This is a genomic window from Ralstonia sp. RL (assembly GCF_001683835.1).
Lineage (GTDB): Bacteria > Pseudomonadota > Gammaproteobacteria > Burkholderiales > Burkholderiaceae > Ralstonia > Ralstonia mannitolilytica.
In genome coordinates, this window is sequence record NZ_LWRX01000002.1 from 1 (window position 1) to 15,142 (window position 15,142).

The 15,142-nt window shown below is 64.8% G+C and carries 14 protein-coding genes; all 14 read right to left on the reverse strand.

Annotated features, from left to right (window positions below):
• Nucleotides 1-421: 421 nt before the first annotated feature.
• Complete coding sequence (locus tag A6M56_RS01875; protein WP_062739223.1) at nucleotides 422-994, reverse strand: phosphoribosyltransferase; 573 nt, start codon at nucleotides 992-994, stop codon at nucleotides 422-424.
• Nucleotides 995-1,123: 129 nt separating this feature from the next.
• On the reverse strand, nucleotides 1,124-2,464 hold the full coding sequence (locus tag A6M56_RS01880) for an adenylosuccinate synthase (protein ID WP_062739224.1): 1,341 nt from the start codon (nucleotides 2,462-2,464) through the stop codon (nucleotides 1,124-1,126).
• A gap of 95 nt (nucleotides 2,465-2,559) precedes the next feature.
• Complete coding sequence (locus A6M56_RS01885) at nucleotides 2,560-3,723, reverse strand: ATP phosphoribosyltransferase regulatory subunit (protein ID WP_102079652.1); 1,164 nt, start codon at nucleotides 3,721-3,723, stop codon at nucleotides 2,560-2,562.
• 58 nt (nucleotides 3,724-3,781) lie between these two features.
• Nucleotides 3,782-3,982 carry a DUF2065 domain-containing protein gene (locus A6M56_RS01890; RefSeq protein WP_045786590.1) on the reverse strand — a complete coding sequence of 67 codons (201 nt, stop codon included), beginning with the start codon at nucleotides 3,980-3,982 and terminating at the stop codon, nucleotides 3,782-3,784.
• 76 nt (nucleotides 3,983-4,058) lie between these two features.
• Nucleotides 4,059-4,970 carry a protease modulator HflC gene (gene hflC / locus A6M56_RS01895; protein ID WP_102079651.1) on the reverse strand — a complete coding sequence of 304 codons (912 nt, stop codon included), beginning with the start codon at nucleotides 4,968-4,970 and terminating at the stop codon, nucleotides 4,059-4,061.
• Between the two features lie 11 nt (nucleotides 4,971-4,981).
• Entirely contained in the window at nucleotides 4,982-6,352 is a 1,371-nt protein-coding gene (gene hflK, locus A6M56_RS01900) for an FtsH protease activity modulator HflK (protein WP_102079650.1), read from the reverse strand.
• Between the two features lie 55 nt (nucleotides 6,353-6,407).
• Entirely contained in the window at nucleotides 6,408-7,661 is a 1,254-nt protein-coding gene (gene hflX, locus A6M56_RS01905; protein ID WP_102079649.1) for a GTPase HflX, read from the reverse strand.
• A gap of 75 nt (nucleotides 7,662-7,736) precedes the next feature.
• Nucleotides 7,737-7,976 (reverse strand): RNA chaperone Hfq, encoded by a 240-nt coding sequence (gene hfq, locus A6M56_RS01910; protein WP_003263868.1) that lies wholly within the window; start codon nucleotides 7,974-7,976, stop codon nucleotides 7,737-7,739.
• A 286-nt stretch (nucleotides 7,977-8,262) separates the two neighbouring features.
• A complete protein-coding gene (der, locus tag A6M56_RS01915) occupies nucleotides 8,263-9,606 on the reverse strand; it encodes a ribosome biogenesis GTPase Der (protein ID WP_102079648.1) in 1,344 nt (447 codons plus the stop codon).
• Between the two features lie 192 nt (nucleotides 9,607-9,798).
• Nucleotides 9,799-10,980 (reverse strand): outer membrane protein assembly factor BamB, encoded by a 1,182-nt coding sequence (bamB, locus tag A6M56_RS01920; RefSeq protein WP_102079647.1) that lies wholly within the window; start codon nucleotides 10,978-10,980, stop codon nucleotides 9,799-9,801.
• A 50-nt stretch (nucleotides 10,981-11,030) separates the two neighbouring features.
• Nucleotides 11,031-11,666, reverse strand: a complete 636-nt coding sequence (locus tag A6M56_RS01925; RefSeq protein WP_045786584.1) for a YfgM family protein — start codon at nucleotides 11,664-11,666, stop codon at nucleotides 11,031-11,033.
• Nucleotides 11,667-11,693: 27 nt separating this feature from the next.
• A complete protein-coding gene (gene hisS / locus A6M56_RS01930; RefSeq protein ID WP_102079646.1) occupies nucleotides 11,694-13,016 on the reverse strand; it encodes a histidine--tRNA ligase in 1,323 nt (440 codons plus the stop codon).
• Nucleotides 13,017-13,076: 60 nt separating this feature from the next.
• Nucleotides 13,077-14,363, reverse strand: coding sequence for a flavodoxin-dependent (E)-4-hydroxy-3-methylbut-2-enyl-diphosphate synthase (gene ispG, locus A6M56_RS01935; RefSeq protein ID WP_045786582.1), 1,287 nt, complete (start codon nucleotides 14,361-14,363; stop codon nucleotides 13,077-13,079).
• A gap of 56 nt (nucleotides 14,364-14,419) precedes the next feature.
• Nucleotides 14,420-15,142 (reverse strand): DUF4115 domain-containing protein (locus A6M56_RS01940; protein WP_286757671.1); only part of this gene is annotated, 723 nt, incomplete at its 5' end.

Below are 15,142 nucleotides of genomic sequence, written 5' to 3' on the forward strand. Positions count from 1 at the left end.
TTCAGGTACTAGCGGGTAACTCCGTGGAGGTTCGAGTCCTCTCCTGGGCACCAGAGTTTAGGAACGGCGCAACGCAAGTTGCGCCGTTTTTCTTTTCCGAAGCCAGATCGTTGTTCAGTAGCTGACGCGGCATTCCGCGAAGGGCGAGAGGCATTGTGTCTCGGCTATCGTGCCGGGGCCCGGCCGGATGCACCGGTCTCAGCAGCCCCAGACGCTGGGTGGGTTCGACGCCTGGCGCATCGATCAAGGCACGCCACGCTTCAACTGACCGCGCACGCTGCAATTGGCGATACTGCAAAGCCAATCCGTGCGCGGGTTTCGAGCCAATGTTGCAGCCCGTGACGTGAGGTTACCGAAGTGGCACGCACGACGCAAGCCGCACAACCCTCCCGCTCCAACCTCACATCCACCGAATGCCGAATCAAACCGGGGGCGCCTCTCCATTGCCGGCCGTACGCGCCTTGCCGCGCTTGATCCAGGCGGCGAGGTTGTGTGGGCGCAGCGTGTCGTATTCCTCGAACGGCTGGTGGATCCACGGGTTGGTCGGCAGGAACTGCACGGCGTAATCCGGTTTGATCTTTGAGCATGCCTTGTGCCACAGCACGGCGGTACGCACCTCCGTCACCGCCGGATAACGCTCCTTCAGGTGACGCCCGACGCGCTCCAGCGTGACGCCAGAATCGACCAGGTCGTCGACCAGCAGCACGCGGCCGGACAATTCACCGCGCGTCATCGTGATGTACTGGGCAATGTCCAGGTCGCCCTGCTGCGTGCCCGCCGCCTCCCGATAGCTGCTCGTCGCCAGGATCGCCAGCGGCAGGTCGTAGATGCGCGAGAGCTGGTCGCCCACGCGCAACCCGCCACGTGCCAGGCACAGGATCTTGTCGAACTTCCAGCCCGACTCGTGCACGACCAGCGCCAGACGTTCAATCAGGCCATGGTAGTCATCCCAGGACACCCACAGGTGCGCGTCGTCGTTGATCGGCTGGTTCATCGTGTTCCTCTTCCTAACGTAAAGGCGGCATGCATGCCGCTGTCGTGTTCTCTATGTTCAACAAAAGCGCGCCGCCCAATGCAAATTCGCCCGGCGAATCACCGGGCGAATCTGGGCGGTACGCGCGCGTCAGTCCTTGTACGGATGACGCAGCAGGATGGTCTCGTCGCGATCGGGGCCCGTCGAGATCATGGCAATGGGAATGCCGGCCACTTCTTCGACGCGCTTCAGGTAGGCCTGCGCGGTTTCGGGCAGCGCGCTCCATTCCTTCAGGCCGAAGGTGGAGGTGTTCCAGCCCGGGAACTCTTCGTAGATCGGCTGGCAGCGCGCCACGGCGTCCGACCCGCGCGGGAGGATGTCGACCTCCTTGCCGTCGAGCGTGTAGCCGACACACAGCTTGATGGTTTCCAGGCCGTCGAGCACGTCGAGCTTGGTGATGCACAGGCCCGACACACCGTTGATCTGGATCGCGCGGCGCAGCGCAGCGGCATCGAGCCAGCCGGTGCGGCGCGGGCGGCCCGTGACGGAGCCGAACTCCTTGCCGACATTGGCCAGGCGCACGCCGATCGGGTCCTGACGCGCCGGGTTGTCAGCGTCATACAGTTCGCTCGGGAACGGGCCGGAGCCCACGCGCGTGCAGTACGCCTTTGTGATGCCAAGGATGTAATGCAGCTGGCCCGGACCCACACCGGCACCGGCAGCGGCGTTGCCCGCCACGCAGTTGCTCGAGGTGACGAACGGATACGTACCGTGGTCGATATCGAGCAGCGTGCCTTGCGCGCCTTCGAACATCAGGTTCTTGCCGGCGGCGTTGGCAGCGAACAGCTCAGCCGACACGTCAGCCACCATCGGCTTCAGACGTTCCGCGTACGACAGCATTTCGTCCAGCGTCTGCTGGAAGTCCAGTGCCGGATGGTTCAGGTATTGCGTGAGAACGAAGTTGTGGAAGTCCAGGTTCTCGCGCAGGCGCTCGGCAAAATAGCCCGGGTCGAACAGATCCTGCACACGCAGCGCGCGGCGCGCAACCTTGTCCTCGTATGCCGGGCCGATACCGCGGCCGGTCGTGCCGATCTTGCTCGCGCCGCGCTTGAGTTCGCGCGCCTTGTCGATGGCAACGTGGTACGGGAGGATCAGGTTGGTCGCTTCGGAAATGCGCAGGCGGTTCTGCACCTGCACACCGGCCGATTCCAGCTCGTCGATTTCCTTGAACAGCGCCTCGGGCGAGAGCACGACGCCGTTACCGATATAGCACGCAACACCATCGCGCATGATGCCCGATGGAATCAGACGCAGAATCGTCTTCTTGCCGCCGATGATGAGGGTGTGGCCTGCGTTATGTCCGCCCTGGAAACGAACCACGCCTTGCGCATGATCGGTCAGCCAATCGACGATTTTCCCTTTACCTTCGTCACCCCACTGGGTGCCGATGACGACGACGTTGCGTCCTTGGCTCACTGCTGGTGCGGACATGTTGAATTTGCAGATGGGTTAAAAACGTATTCTACCCTTGTTGCCGGGGGCTTCCCCGAAATTGCAGGGTACTTACAGAACGTTATGCAACACCTTCAGGCTGAAGCGTTGCGGGGCTTGACGATCCAGCGGCCACCCTCGTCCACCAGTTGGCGGTCGTAGGCGAACTCATCCAGATCCTCAGGATGACCTGGGAGCGACTGGATGACGATCTCGCCGGCCGCACGCAACGCGGCAATCGCCTCGCGCAGCTTGGCGTCGCCAGACCAGGGTGCGTGGATGGCGGCGGCGCGCGCCTCGACGGGGGAAATTCCGGCGACTTCGCGCAAGTCCAGCGAGAAGCCGGTTGCCGGGCGGGCACGGCCGAATGCCTGGCCCACCTTGTCGTAGCGGCCGCCGCGCGCCACGGCGTTCGGCACACCGGCGACGTAGGCCGTGAACATCACACCGCTGTGGTAGTGGTAACCGCGCAGGTCGGCCAGGTCGATGTTGACCGTAGCGCCGCCGGCGCGCTCGGCCAGCGTCGCCAGATCGTCCAGCGCACGGCTGATCGCCGGGAGGGGCGGCAGCTGCTTACGTGCCAGATCGAGCACATCGAGCCCGCCGTACAGGGACGGCAGCAGGTTGATCGCATCGCGTTGCGCGACCGGCAACTCCGCCGTAACGGCACGCAGCGCCGGCGCGTCCTTGGACGCGAGCGCGGCGAACAGATCATCCCGCATGCTGGACGCCACGGGAGATTGCTCGAGCAAGGCCGCGACCACACCCACATGGCACAGATCCAGACGCACGTCCGCCAAGCCGGCCGCCGACAGCGCGGCCAGCATCAGATCCTGGATTTCCAGGTCGGCTTCCAGACCGGCGTGCCCGTAGATTTCGGCGCCGATCTGCAGCGGCTCGCGCGTGACGTGGAAGCCGCTCGGACGCGTATGGAGCACGGACCCTGCATAGCAGAGGCGCGTCACGCCGGCGCGGTTCAGCAGGTGGGCATCGATACGGGCGACCTGCGGCGTGATGTCGGCGCGCAAGCCAATCGTGCGTCCCGAAAGCTGATCGACGAGCTTGAAGGTCTTCAGATCCAGATCGTGGCCGGTGCCCGAGAGCAGCGACTCGATGTACTCCAGCATCGGTGGCATGACGAGCTCGTAGCCGTAGGTGCGGAACAGGTCGAGCATGCGGCGGCGCAACTCTTCAATCTTGCGCGCCTCGGAAGGCAGCACGTCGGCAATGGATTCAGGCAGCAACCAATTGGTCGGCATGGCGGTCTCGCTCGGGAATCGAGGGTCAGCGGAAATTCGTGAAAAGGCAGGAAGTTGGCTAGCGATGCAGCAGCCGCAGCAGGATCAGCCCCGCCGCCATCGACACCAGGCCAACCACGCGCAGCTTTTCATCGGGCAGCTCGGTCAGCATCTGGAAAGCACGGCGCCAGGCCTGCGGCGCCACGAACGGCAGGATGCCCTCGAACACGAGCACCAGCGCGCAGGCAGCCAGCAAGACGGAGGGGAGTGACTCTTCCATGGGATACAGGGGGCGAACGAACAAAACCCCGGCAAGCCGGGGTCTGTCCGCCTCAATCGATCAACAGCGCATTGTACTAGCGATGGCGCCCCGTCTGGGCAGCCGGCGCCGCCGCGTTGCCGCCGTCGGGGCTGCGCATGTACTTGAAGAAATCGCTGTTCGGCTGCAGCACCATCACGTCCTTACGATCGCGGAACGATGCGCGGTACGCCTCCATGCTCCGCCAGAACGCGGCGAACTGCGGGTCGCGGCCGAAAGCCTCGGCATAGATGTCGGCGGCGCGCGCATCGCCTTCACCCTTGATCTTCTGGGCATCCCGGTACGCATCGGCAAGCACGACCTCGCGCTGGCGATCGGCATCGGCGCGGATCTTCTCGCCTTCGGCGGCGCCCGTGGAGCGCAGCTCGTTGGCCACGCGCTTGCGCTCCGCCTCCATGCGGCGGTAGACGGATTCGGTCACGCTCGCCAGCAGGTCGACGCGCTTGAGCCGCACGTCGATGATGTCCACGCCGACCGACTTTCCATACTCCTGCACGCCCTTGAGGATGCTCTGCATCACGGCTTCGCGGTCTGTGGAGACCACGTCGGACACCGTGCGCCGCGCAAACTCATCGCGCGCGATGGAGTTGATCTTCTGCGTCATGCTGTCCTGCGCGAGGCGGTTGTCGCCCTTGAAGCTGACATAGAACAGCCGCGGATCCGACACTCGCCACTTGACGAACCAATCCACCAGCAGGTTCTTCTTCTCGGCCGTGATGAAGCGGTCGGCCCCGGCCACATCGATGGTCTGCAGGCGCTTGTCCATGAACACCACGTTCTGCAACGGCGGTGGCAGCTTGAAGTGCAGGCCCGGCTCCTGGATGACCTGCTTGATCTCACCAAAGGCGAACACGACGGCGTAGCGCCGTTGATCCACCACGAATACCACCGACGACAATATCGCCAGGGCAATGACCAGCGCCACGAAGGCGGAAATCAGACGGTTCATGTGCCCTCCTCTCAGCGCGAATCGCGGTCACGGTTGCGCAGCGCCTCGCGCGAGCGCGAGTCGGCGTCGGTTGCCGGTGACGGATTGGAAGGCGTCGGCACACTCTGCGCCGAGCCGCTGTCCTGCGGCGAAGCCCCGGGTGTCGTGGGCGGATGCGAGCCACCCTGCGTCTGCGCGATGAGCTTGTCCAGCGGCAGATACAGCAGGCTGCCATTGCTCTGGTCGACCATCACCTTGGTCGCGTTGGCGTAGATGTCCTGCATGGTCTCCAGATAGATGCGGTCGCGCGTCACTTGCGGCGCCTTCGCGTACTCGCGCTGCACTGAGGCAAAGCGCGCGGCATCGCCTTCGGCACGCGCGGTCACACGGGCCTTGTAACCCTGCGCTTCCTCAACGAGCCGCGCAGCCGTACCCTTGGCACGCGGCACGACGTCGTTGGCGTACGCCTGGCCTTCGGAAATCGCGCGCTCGCGATCCTGTCCGGCCTTGGTCACATCGTCGAACGCGGCCTGCACCTGTTCAGGCGGCTGCACGCTCTGCACGTTCACGCTGAGAATGCGGATGCCAGTCTTGTAGGCCGACAGGATGCGCTGGATCGACTCCGCCAGATTGCGGCTCACGGCATCGCGCCCCTCGTACAGCACGGCGTCCATCTTGTTGCGACCGACGATCTCGCGCACGGAGGTTTCGGCGGCCTGCGTCACGAGTTCCTCATCGCCGCCGCGATCGGTACGGTTGTAGAACAGGTATTCGACCGGATCGGCAATGTTGTACTGCACGGAGAAACGCACGTCGACGATGTTCTCGTCCTGCGTGAGCATCGAGGAATCCTTCAGATTCGTATCCTTGATCTGCGTGGTGCGGCCGATCTCGAGCGTACGCACGCCCGACAGGTTGACGACCTCGTGCGACTCGATCGGATACGGCAGGCGCCAGTTGATACCCGGCGTCGCCAGGTACTTGAACCGGCCGAACTGCAGGATCACGCCCGTCTGGCCTTCCTGCACGATGAAGAAGCCGCTCGCGAGCCACAGGCCCACGAGCACCGCCACCAGCACACCGATGCCCAGGCCGGAGGTACCGCGCCCGCTACCCGGGCGAAGCGGCGTCGGACCGCCGTTGCCGTTGCCGCCTTCCTTGCGGCCGAACAGGTTGTTCAGCCGGCGGTTGAAGTCGCGCCACAGCTCGTCGAGGTCAGGCGGGCCATCCTGGGGCGGCTTGCTTTGACGCTTCGGTTCGTCCTTGTCTTCGCGCTCGGCATTGTCGTCGCCGCGACCCCAGCGGGGATCATTCAGCGAAAGCAGCACGCGCAAGCGGTGCCACAAGCCTCGCACCGGCTTGGGCGGGACCATGGAAGAAAGCTGGGTCGAAATCTCGGGCATGAGCGGTCGGGCTTGTCCTGATTGTCTGACTGCGAAAGAGTAACGGGGCATTCTATCAGCCCTGTTCGTCACCTTCGGCGGAAGCGCCGTGGCGCCGCAAGCTTTGCGACAGTTCGTCACGCTGCTCCGAAGACGCATCGCGACGGCTGTCGAAGCGCAGATCGAATTCACCACCGTCGGGTGCCGGATGCTCGCGCAGGCGAATGGCGGTTTCCACCAGCGCTTCGCGCAGCAGATCCAGCCCCGCGCCCTCGATGGCAGACACGAACACGCGGCGCACCGCCCCCGCTTCGTTGCGTTCGATGCGTGGGCCCTGGGCGCGCAGTTCCTCGGCGGCGTCGATCTTGTTCATCACCAGGATCTGCGGAATGCCGCTGGCGTCGATTTCTTCGAGCACGCGGTTCACCTGCTCCATCTGCTCATGCTTGACGGCGCTGGCAGCATCCACCACATGCAGCAGCACATCGGCGTGTACGGTTTCTTCCAGCGTGGCGCGGAAGGCCGCGACCAGCTGCGTGGGCAGATCGCGAATGAACCCCACCGTGTCCGACAGCACCACGTTGCCGAGCCCTTCCAGATAGAGCCGCCGGGACGTCGTGTCGAGCGTGGCGAACAACTGGTTGGCGGCATAGGCGCGCGCCTTGGTCAGCGCATTGAAGAGCGTCGACTTTCCCGCGTTGGTATAGCCGACCAGCGAAACCGAAAACGCATCGTTGCGGCTGCGCGCGCGGCGCTGCGTATCGTGTTGGCGTTGCAGCTTGTCGAGCTCCGCCGAGAGCCGCTTGGCACGTTCGTCCAGCATCCGGCGGTCGAGTTCGAGCTGACGCTCGCCGGGGCCGCCACGCATGCCGATCCCGCCCTTCTGGCGCTCCAGGTGGCTCCAAGCCCGCACCAGCCGCGAGGCCTGATAGCGCACGCTCGCGAGCTCCACCTGCACCTTGCCGACGTGGCTCTGGGCGCGCTGGCTGAAGATGTCGAGGATCAGGCCGGTCCGGTCCACGACGTGGCGACCGAAGAAGCGCTCAAGATTGCGCTGCTGGGCCGGGCTCAGGGCATGGTTGAAGATGACGATCTCGGCATCTTCCTCGTCTGCGGCGATCTTGACCTCTTCCGCCTTGCCGGCGCCGATGAACAGTGCGGCATCGGGCCGGGAACGTTTGCCCGTGACCGCGCGCACCGGGTCAGAGCCGGCCGTGGACGCCAGCAGCGCCAGTTCACTCAGACTTTCCTGGAAATCGTGTTTGCCGAAATCGACGGCGACCAGAATGGCGCGTGTCGGCTCCGAGCTGGAGGTGGGATGAGATGCCAAGCGGGGAAATGAAGTACGGGAGAAGCAGGGATGGGAGCGTCCCGCCGCGCGGACGGCGGCGGGAGCGAGGCAGAATCAGGCGTCGGACGCTTCGTCCACGCGGAAATTCACGGCACGAGCCGGCACCACGGTGGAGATCGCATGCTTGTACACCATCTGCGTCACGGTGTTGCGCAGGAGGACGACATACTGGTCGAACGACTCGATATTGCCTTGCAGCTTGATACCGTTGACGAGATAGATCGACACCGGCACATGCTCCTTACGCAGCGCATTCAGAAACGGGTCTTGTAGCAATTGCCCTTTGTTGCTCATGGCACACTCCAGATTTATAGGTTTAGTGATGGGTTATGGGGCTCGGAAGCCCTGGTTCAAGCAGGCGACGCAAAAAAAGTTCGTCAAAAGAGTCGGCCAGACGCGTCCAAACGACGCCGATGGCGCCTGAGGCGCCATGTCTCGAGAATTTAGCCTTAGAAATCAGGGAAAGCAAACGGAAAACCGGCGACTCCGCCATGTGAAATGGCTCAGCCGGTCGGCGGGTCCCCCTTTTGATCGCCCCTTCGTCACACGCTCCTCTTGTCGAGCGCCTCCTGCCCGGTGCTCAATCCTTGGATTGGGCGTAGGGGTTTTTGTTCGTGCGGAATTCAATTCGCAGCGGGGTGCCCTTCAGCTGGAACGCATCGCGGAAGCGGCCCTCGAGGTAGCGTCGATAGGTTTCCGGGATGTTCGACAGCGCATTGCCGTGGATCACCACGATCGGCGGATTGGAGCCGCCCTGGTGCGCATAGCGCAGCTTCGGGCGCGAAACGCCTGCGCGGCGCGGTTGCTGGAACTCGACCGCCTCCTGCAGCACGCGCGTGAGCTTGGGCGTCGGCAGCTTGATCATGGCGGCCGCATAGGCGTCGTCCACCGACTTCATCAACGCGCCGATGCCCGTGCGCTGCTTGGCGGAAATGTAATGGACGTTGGCAAACGACAGGAACTGCAGCTTGCGCTCCAGATCGTGCTTGATGCGGTCACGCGCATGGCCGGACAGGCCGTCCCACTTGTTCACCCCGATCACCAGCGCGCGGCCCGATTCGACGATGAACCCGGCGATGTGCGCGTCCTGGTCGGAGATGTCCTGCTGCGCGTCGAGCAGCAGCACGACTACATTCGCGTCTGCAATGGATTGCAGCGTCTTCACCACCGAGAACTTCTCGATCGCCTCGAAGACCTTGCCGCGCTTTCTCAGCCCTGCCGTGTCGATCAGCGTATAGGGCTTGCCGTTGCGTTCGAACTCGACGTAGATGGCATCGCGCGTGGTGCCGGGCATGTCGAAGGCGATCACCCGCTCTTCGCCGATCAGCGCGTTCACCAATGTCGACTTGCCCACGTTCGGGCGGCCGACGATGGCGATGCGCGTGCCGTGATCGTGCCCGTCCGCTGCCTCGGCAAGCTCGGGGCGCTCCGCGAACGCGAGATCCAACGCTTCGTCCACGAGATCACGCACACCGTCGCCATGCGCCGACGAAATCGCGTGCGGATCGCCCAGGCCCAGCTCATAGAAGTCCGTGGCCACGGCGGTGTACTTCATGCCCTCCGCCTTGTTCACGGCCAGGAGGATGCGGCGGCCGGTCTTGCGCAGGTAGTCGGCAATCACGCGGTCCTGCGGCGCGAGGCCCAATCGGCCGTCGACCAGGAAGATGACCACGTCGGCCTCGACCACGGCCTGGCGCGTCTGCTTGGCCATCTCCGCCACGATGCCTTCCTTGGCGACGGGCTCGAAGCCGCCGGTATCGATGACAATGAACGGACGTTCGCCTACGCGGCCCTCACCGTAGTGGCGGTCGCGCGTCAGGCCCGGCATGTCCGCGACGAGCGCGTCACGCGAACGCGTCAGGCGGTTGAACAGGGTCGATTTGCCGACATTCGGCCGCCCCACGAGGGCAATGACTGGTTTCATGCTTGTGTGCCGCGCGCGAATGGCGCCACGGCAAATTCGGGTTGTTGCAACTGCGGTTGGCACCTGCGCGGCCGACGGCACGGATGGCACAGATGCAAGACGCCCGCGGGACACGCGGGCGCAGATCCGAGGCGGCATCGCCGCCCCATGTGATTCGCTTGCCGCCGCCGCGCCATGCAGCGACGGCCGGCATCACTTCGGCAGGTAACCGTACACGCCGCCGCCGCGCGTCTGCACGACCAGCGTCTGCCCGGCCACCACAGGCGCCGCACTGATGGCGCTGCCATCGGTCTTCACGCGGGCCACAAACTTGCCATCATCGGCCGACAGGAAGTGCAGCCAGCCTTCCGAATCGCCGACGATGACCGTGCGCCCGAAAGCCAGCGGCGCACCCAGATCACGCCACAGCAGCGCGTCGTTCTTCCAGAGGTCTGCGCCATTCTGAGCGTTGAAGCCGTACACGACCGACTTCTCATCGGCCGCGAACAGCCCGCGGTCCGCCTGCGTCACACCGGTCGGCGACGAGAAATCGCGTGCCCACTGCGGTGCCCCGTTGCTGAGATCAAAGCAGGCCACGCGGCCCTGGAAGCTGGCGGCACACACCTGCTGCTGGCCGTTGATGGACGGCGCACCCGTCACGTCGTTCAGGCGCTCGATTTCCGACACACCACGAGGATAGGACACCGCAGCCTCCCAGCGCAGGGCACCGTTGCTTGCGCCCAGCGCACCCAGCTTGCCACCCGGGAAGCCGAGAATGATGCTGTCGCCGGCAAAGACCATGGGCAGGCTGCTGCGCAGGTTCAGCGCAGACGGAGAGCGTTGATAGATCCACTTGCGCTCGCCATTGGCCGGATCCAGCCCCAGGATGCGGCCGTCGGTCGTACGCACGACCACGAGGCCCTGCCCGACCAGCGGTGCGGTGAGGATTTCGCCGTTGACGGCGATCTTCCACTTCTGCGCTCCCTTCTCGTCGAACGCGATCACGGCGCCCTTCTCACCTGCCACGGCGGTCAACGTGCCATCGCTGCCGGGGCCGGAAGTCAGGTCGACGTCGGCCTTGCCCTGCCACAACGTGCGCCCGGTCGCCCCATCCAGCGCCGTCACCGTGCCCCCCGCAGACGACACGTAGACGTTGCCGCCAGCCACCACCGGTTGCATGACATAGCGCCCGCTCTTGCCGACGCTGACGCTCCACACCTGACGCACGGCGAGCACCTGCTGGACTTCCTGCAGCTTGGCAGGCTCATGCTTGTTCTTGCTGCTGAACAGTGAACAGCCGCCAAGGACAGCCGTGGCTGCCAGTGCCAGCACTGCAACGCGCGCCGAATGCGCGACACCGCGCGCGACACCACCCTGCTCAAGTGCGTGAGTCATGAAATCGGAATCCTTGTGTTATGCGTTGAAATGCGCGCTGGTCAGGCCGATCAGGCACCGCCCAGGGCATCGAGCTTGAACTGAACGATCTGGCGCGCAGCCGCGTCGGCCGGACCGAACTTCTCGAGCGCCAGCTTGTATGCCGCGCGCGCGTCTTCGATCTTGTTCTGTGCCGTCAGCAGGTCGCCACGGCGGTCTGCATACAGCCCTGCAAACGCGGGGGCCGCCTCACCCGACACCAACGCGAGGCCCTGATCGTAGGCCTTCTCATCGAGCAGCAGGCCCGCCAGGCGAAGCTTGGCGAGCGCCTTGTACTCGTCGTCGCGCGCATGGTCGACGGCCCACTGCAGCTGGGCCTTGGCTGCGGCGACGTCGTTCGCTTCGTACAGCGCCTTGGCAGCCGCCAGCGCCGTCATCTCGGCATACGCAGTGCCACCGAACTTGTCTTCCATGTCGGCGGCGGCGCGCTTGATCTTCTCGGCGTCCTTGCCTTCGACAGCCTTCTGCACTTGCTCGTACAGCACGGAAGCCTCGCCCGCCTGCTTGCGCTGCCAGTTCTTCCACCCAAACCACGCGGCCACGGCCAGCAGCACCACGATGGCGATCCACGTCACCATGTTGCCGTTGTCGCGCCACCAGTGCTTGAGGCTCTCTAATTGTTCCTGTTCTTCGAGATCGTAGGCCATGCTTCGCAGAGCTTGAGGGATTGTGGGTTAGTCGCTATTCGCCACCATGGCGTCAATCAGGCGGTCGACCAGCTGGTCCGACGGCACGGTCTGCTGGGCATCGGTGGCAGGATCGCCGCGCAGCGGCTTGATCTGTGCCACGCCTTGAGCGACTTCGTCGTCGCCAATGATAACCGCATAGGATGCGCCACTCGCGTCTGCGCGCTTGAACTGCGACTTGAAGCTGCCGTTGCGCCCTTCCGGCGAGGCATGCAGGATGACGTCGAGTCCGGCATCACGCAGCCGCTCGGCCGCCACCAGGGCCTGGACCTGCGCCTCGTCGCCCTGGTGGACGATGTAGACGTCGCAGCCCTGCGCTTCAGGCTCGAGCTTCTCCTCGCGCAGCAGTTCGATGATGCGCTCGACGCCCATGGCCCAGCCGCATGCCGGGGTCGGCTTGCCGCCGATCTGCTCGATCAGCGGATCGTATCGCCCGCCACCTGCGACCGTGCCTTGGGCCCCCAGCTTGTCCGTCGTCCACTCGAAGACGGTCAGGTTGTAGTAATCGAGCCCGCGCACCAGGCGCGGATTGATCGTGAACGGAATGTTGTTGGCCTTGAGCAGTTTCTGCACGCCCTCGAAGTGCGCGCGCGAGGCTTCGCCCAGGTAATCGATCAGCTTGGGAGCACCGGCAGCCATGTCCTGCAGCGCAGGGTTCTTGGTATCGAGCACGCGCAGCGGATTGGTGTACAGACGCCGCTTGCCGTCTTCGTCAAGGATGTCCTGGAAGCCTTCCAGATACTTGATGAGATCGGCGCGGTGCGCGGCGCGCTCTTCCGCCTGACCAAGCGAGTTCAGCTCGAGCTTCAGCCCCACCAGGCCGAGGTCGTCCCACAGACGCTGGCACATGAGGATGACTTCGGCGTCGATGTCCGGACCCGCAAAACCGAGCGCTTCCACACCGACCTGATGGAACTGGCGATAGCGGCCGCGCTGGGGCCGCTCGTGGCGGAACATCGGGCCGGTGTACCAGAGGCGCTTGGGGCCGTCGTACAGCAGGTTGTGTTCAATGACCGCGCGCACGGCCGCAGCCGTCCCCTCCGGGCGCAGCGTCAAGTGCTCACCATTGAGCGCATCGATAAAGGAATACATCTCCTTCTCGACGATATCGGTCACCTCGCCGATCCCGCGCACGAACAATTGCGTGTGCTCGACGATCGGGGTTCGGATCTGTTGATAGCCATAGGCGCGCAGCATGCTGCGCACGGCGTTGTCGAAGTGCTCCCACAGCGGCGCGTCGCTGGGCAGCAGGTCGTTCATGCCCTTGACGCCCGCGATCTTCTGCGCGCGTTGTTGTTTGGTATCGCTCATGATGTCACGTTAAAAGCCGGCGCCTCTGCGGTGCCGGCCAGTCGATTGTGCTGTGGGCGCTTATGCCGCCGTCACAGCCTGCGCCCCGTAATGGGTGCGCACATATTCGTCGACGATGATCTGGAACTCTTCGGCGATGCGTTCGCCGCGCAGCGTCTTCACCTTCACGCCGTCGACGAACACCGGCGCTGCCGGAGACTCGCCCGTGCCCGGCAGTGAAATGCCGATATTGGCGTGCTTGCTCTCGCCCGGGCCATTGACGATGCAGCCCATCACGGCCACGGTCATCTCTTCGACACCGGGGTACTGCACCTTCCACATCGGCATCTGCTCGCGCAGGTACGACTGGATGCGCGCGGCCAGTTCCTGGAACACGGTACTGGTTGTACGGCCGCACCCGGGGCATGCGATGACCATCGGCGTGAAGTTGCGCAGCCCCATGGTCTGCAGGATCTCCTGTGCCACGATGACTTCCTTCTCGCGCGGCGCACCGGGCTCCGGTGTCAGCGAAACCCGGATCGTGTCGCCAATGCCTTCCTGCAGCAGCACCGCCAGCGCCGCGGTCGAAGCGACGATGCCCTTGCTGCCCATCCCGGCCTCCGTCAGACCCAGATGCAGCGCGTAATTGCAACGGCGCGCCAGCTCGCGGTAGACCGCAATCAGATCCTGCACCGCCGAAACCTTGCACGACAGGATGATCTGGTTGCCCGGCAACCCGAGCTCTTCCGCCTTGCGTGCAGACTGGATCGCCGAGGTGATCAGCGCCTCGACCATCACGGCTCGGGCGTCCCAGGGCACGGTGCGCTTGGCGTTCTCGTCCATGATCCGGGCGAGCAGGTCCTGATCGAGACTGCCCCAGTTCACGCCGATACGCACCGGCTTTTCATAGCGGCACGCGATCTCGATCATCTGCGCGAACTGTGTATCGCGCTTGGCGCCCTGCCCCACGTTGCCCGGGTTGATGCGGTATTTCGACAGCGCCTGCGCACACTCGGGGAAATCCTGCAGCAGCTTGTGCCCGTTGTAGTGGAAGTCGCCCACCAGCGGCACATCGACGCCCATGCGATCGAGCTGCTCGCGAATGGCCGGCACGGCTGCGGCTGCGGCCGGCGTATCCACCGTGATGCGGACGAGTTCCGACCCCGCGCGCGCGAGCTCCTTCACCTGGATTGCCGTGCCGATGGCATCCGAGGTGTCGGTATTCGTCATGGATTGCACGCAGACCGGCGCATCGCCGCCCACACGCACAATGCGATCACCCCAGCGGATTTCTGCCGGGCGCGAATTCCGGCGCGGCAACGGGCCGGCCAAGGCGGGAGCGCAATCGAGAGGCGTGGAGATTTCCATGGTCAGACAAAGCGCGCCGCCGACTCAGGCGACGCACCGTTCAAACATAAAACGGTTCAGGGCAACGTAGCCCGCGCCACGCGGTTGCGGGCGTACTTCTGGATATCGATCGGCGCGCCGCCAACCGTCAAGGACTCGACCGCCTCGGCATTGCCGAAGACGACCTTGAACGGCGGCGTCCCCGTCAGTTCGCGTGCATCGCCCTCTTTGGAGAGCCCGCTGCCGATCGTCTTGCCGGACTTGTCCTTGATCTCATACCACGACGCGCCCGAAAAGCGGACCGACACCGTGCCATTGCCAGCCGGTTGATCGGCGGCTTTGGCAGCCTCGCTCGCCGGCCCGGACACCGGTGCATCGACATTGACAACTGCCGCCTTGACGACGCCGGCAGCCGCTGCCGGCGCGGCACCATTGTCCGAGCGCGGCAGCGAGGGCGGTGGCGCAAGCGGCGCCGTCACAACACCGGAGGCCGGCGCGGCCGGTGCAGCGGGCGCCAGCGGCGTGGGCATCGAAGCGGTCGGCGTTTCTGGTGCAGCAGCGGGCGCAGGGGCCTCACCCGCCCGCGTCGGTGCAGGCTGGTCGCCGGCCGGCGCTTCCTTTTCGCCGGACTGCGCGCTCTGCGTTGCAGCGGTCTGCGTGGCGAGCCACGCCTTGAGCTTGTCCATGCCGGCCAGCGCGCCGCCAGCTACCAGTACCGCGAGGAGCACGCCAATGAGCCAGCGGCCACCCCCGCGACGTCTGGCGAAGCTCGGCTTGTCGGAAAACGACTCGCCCAGGCC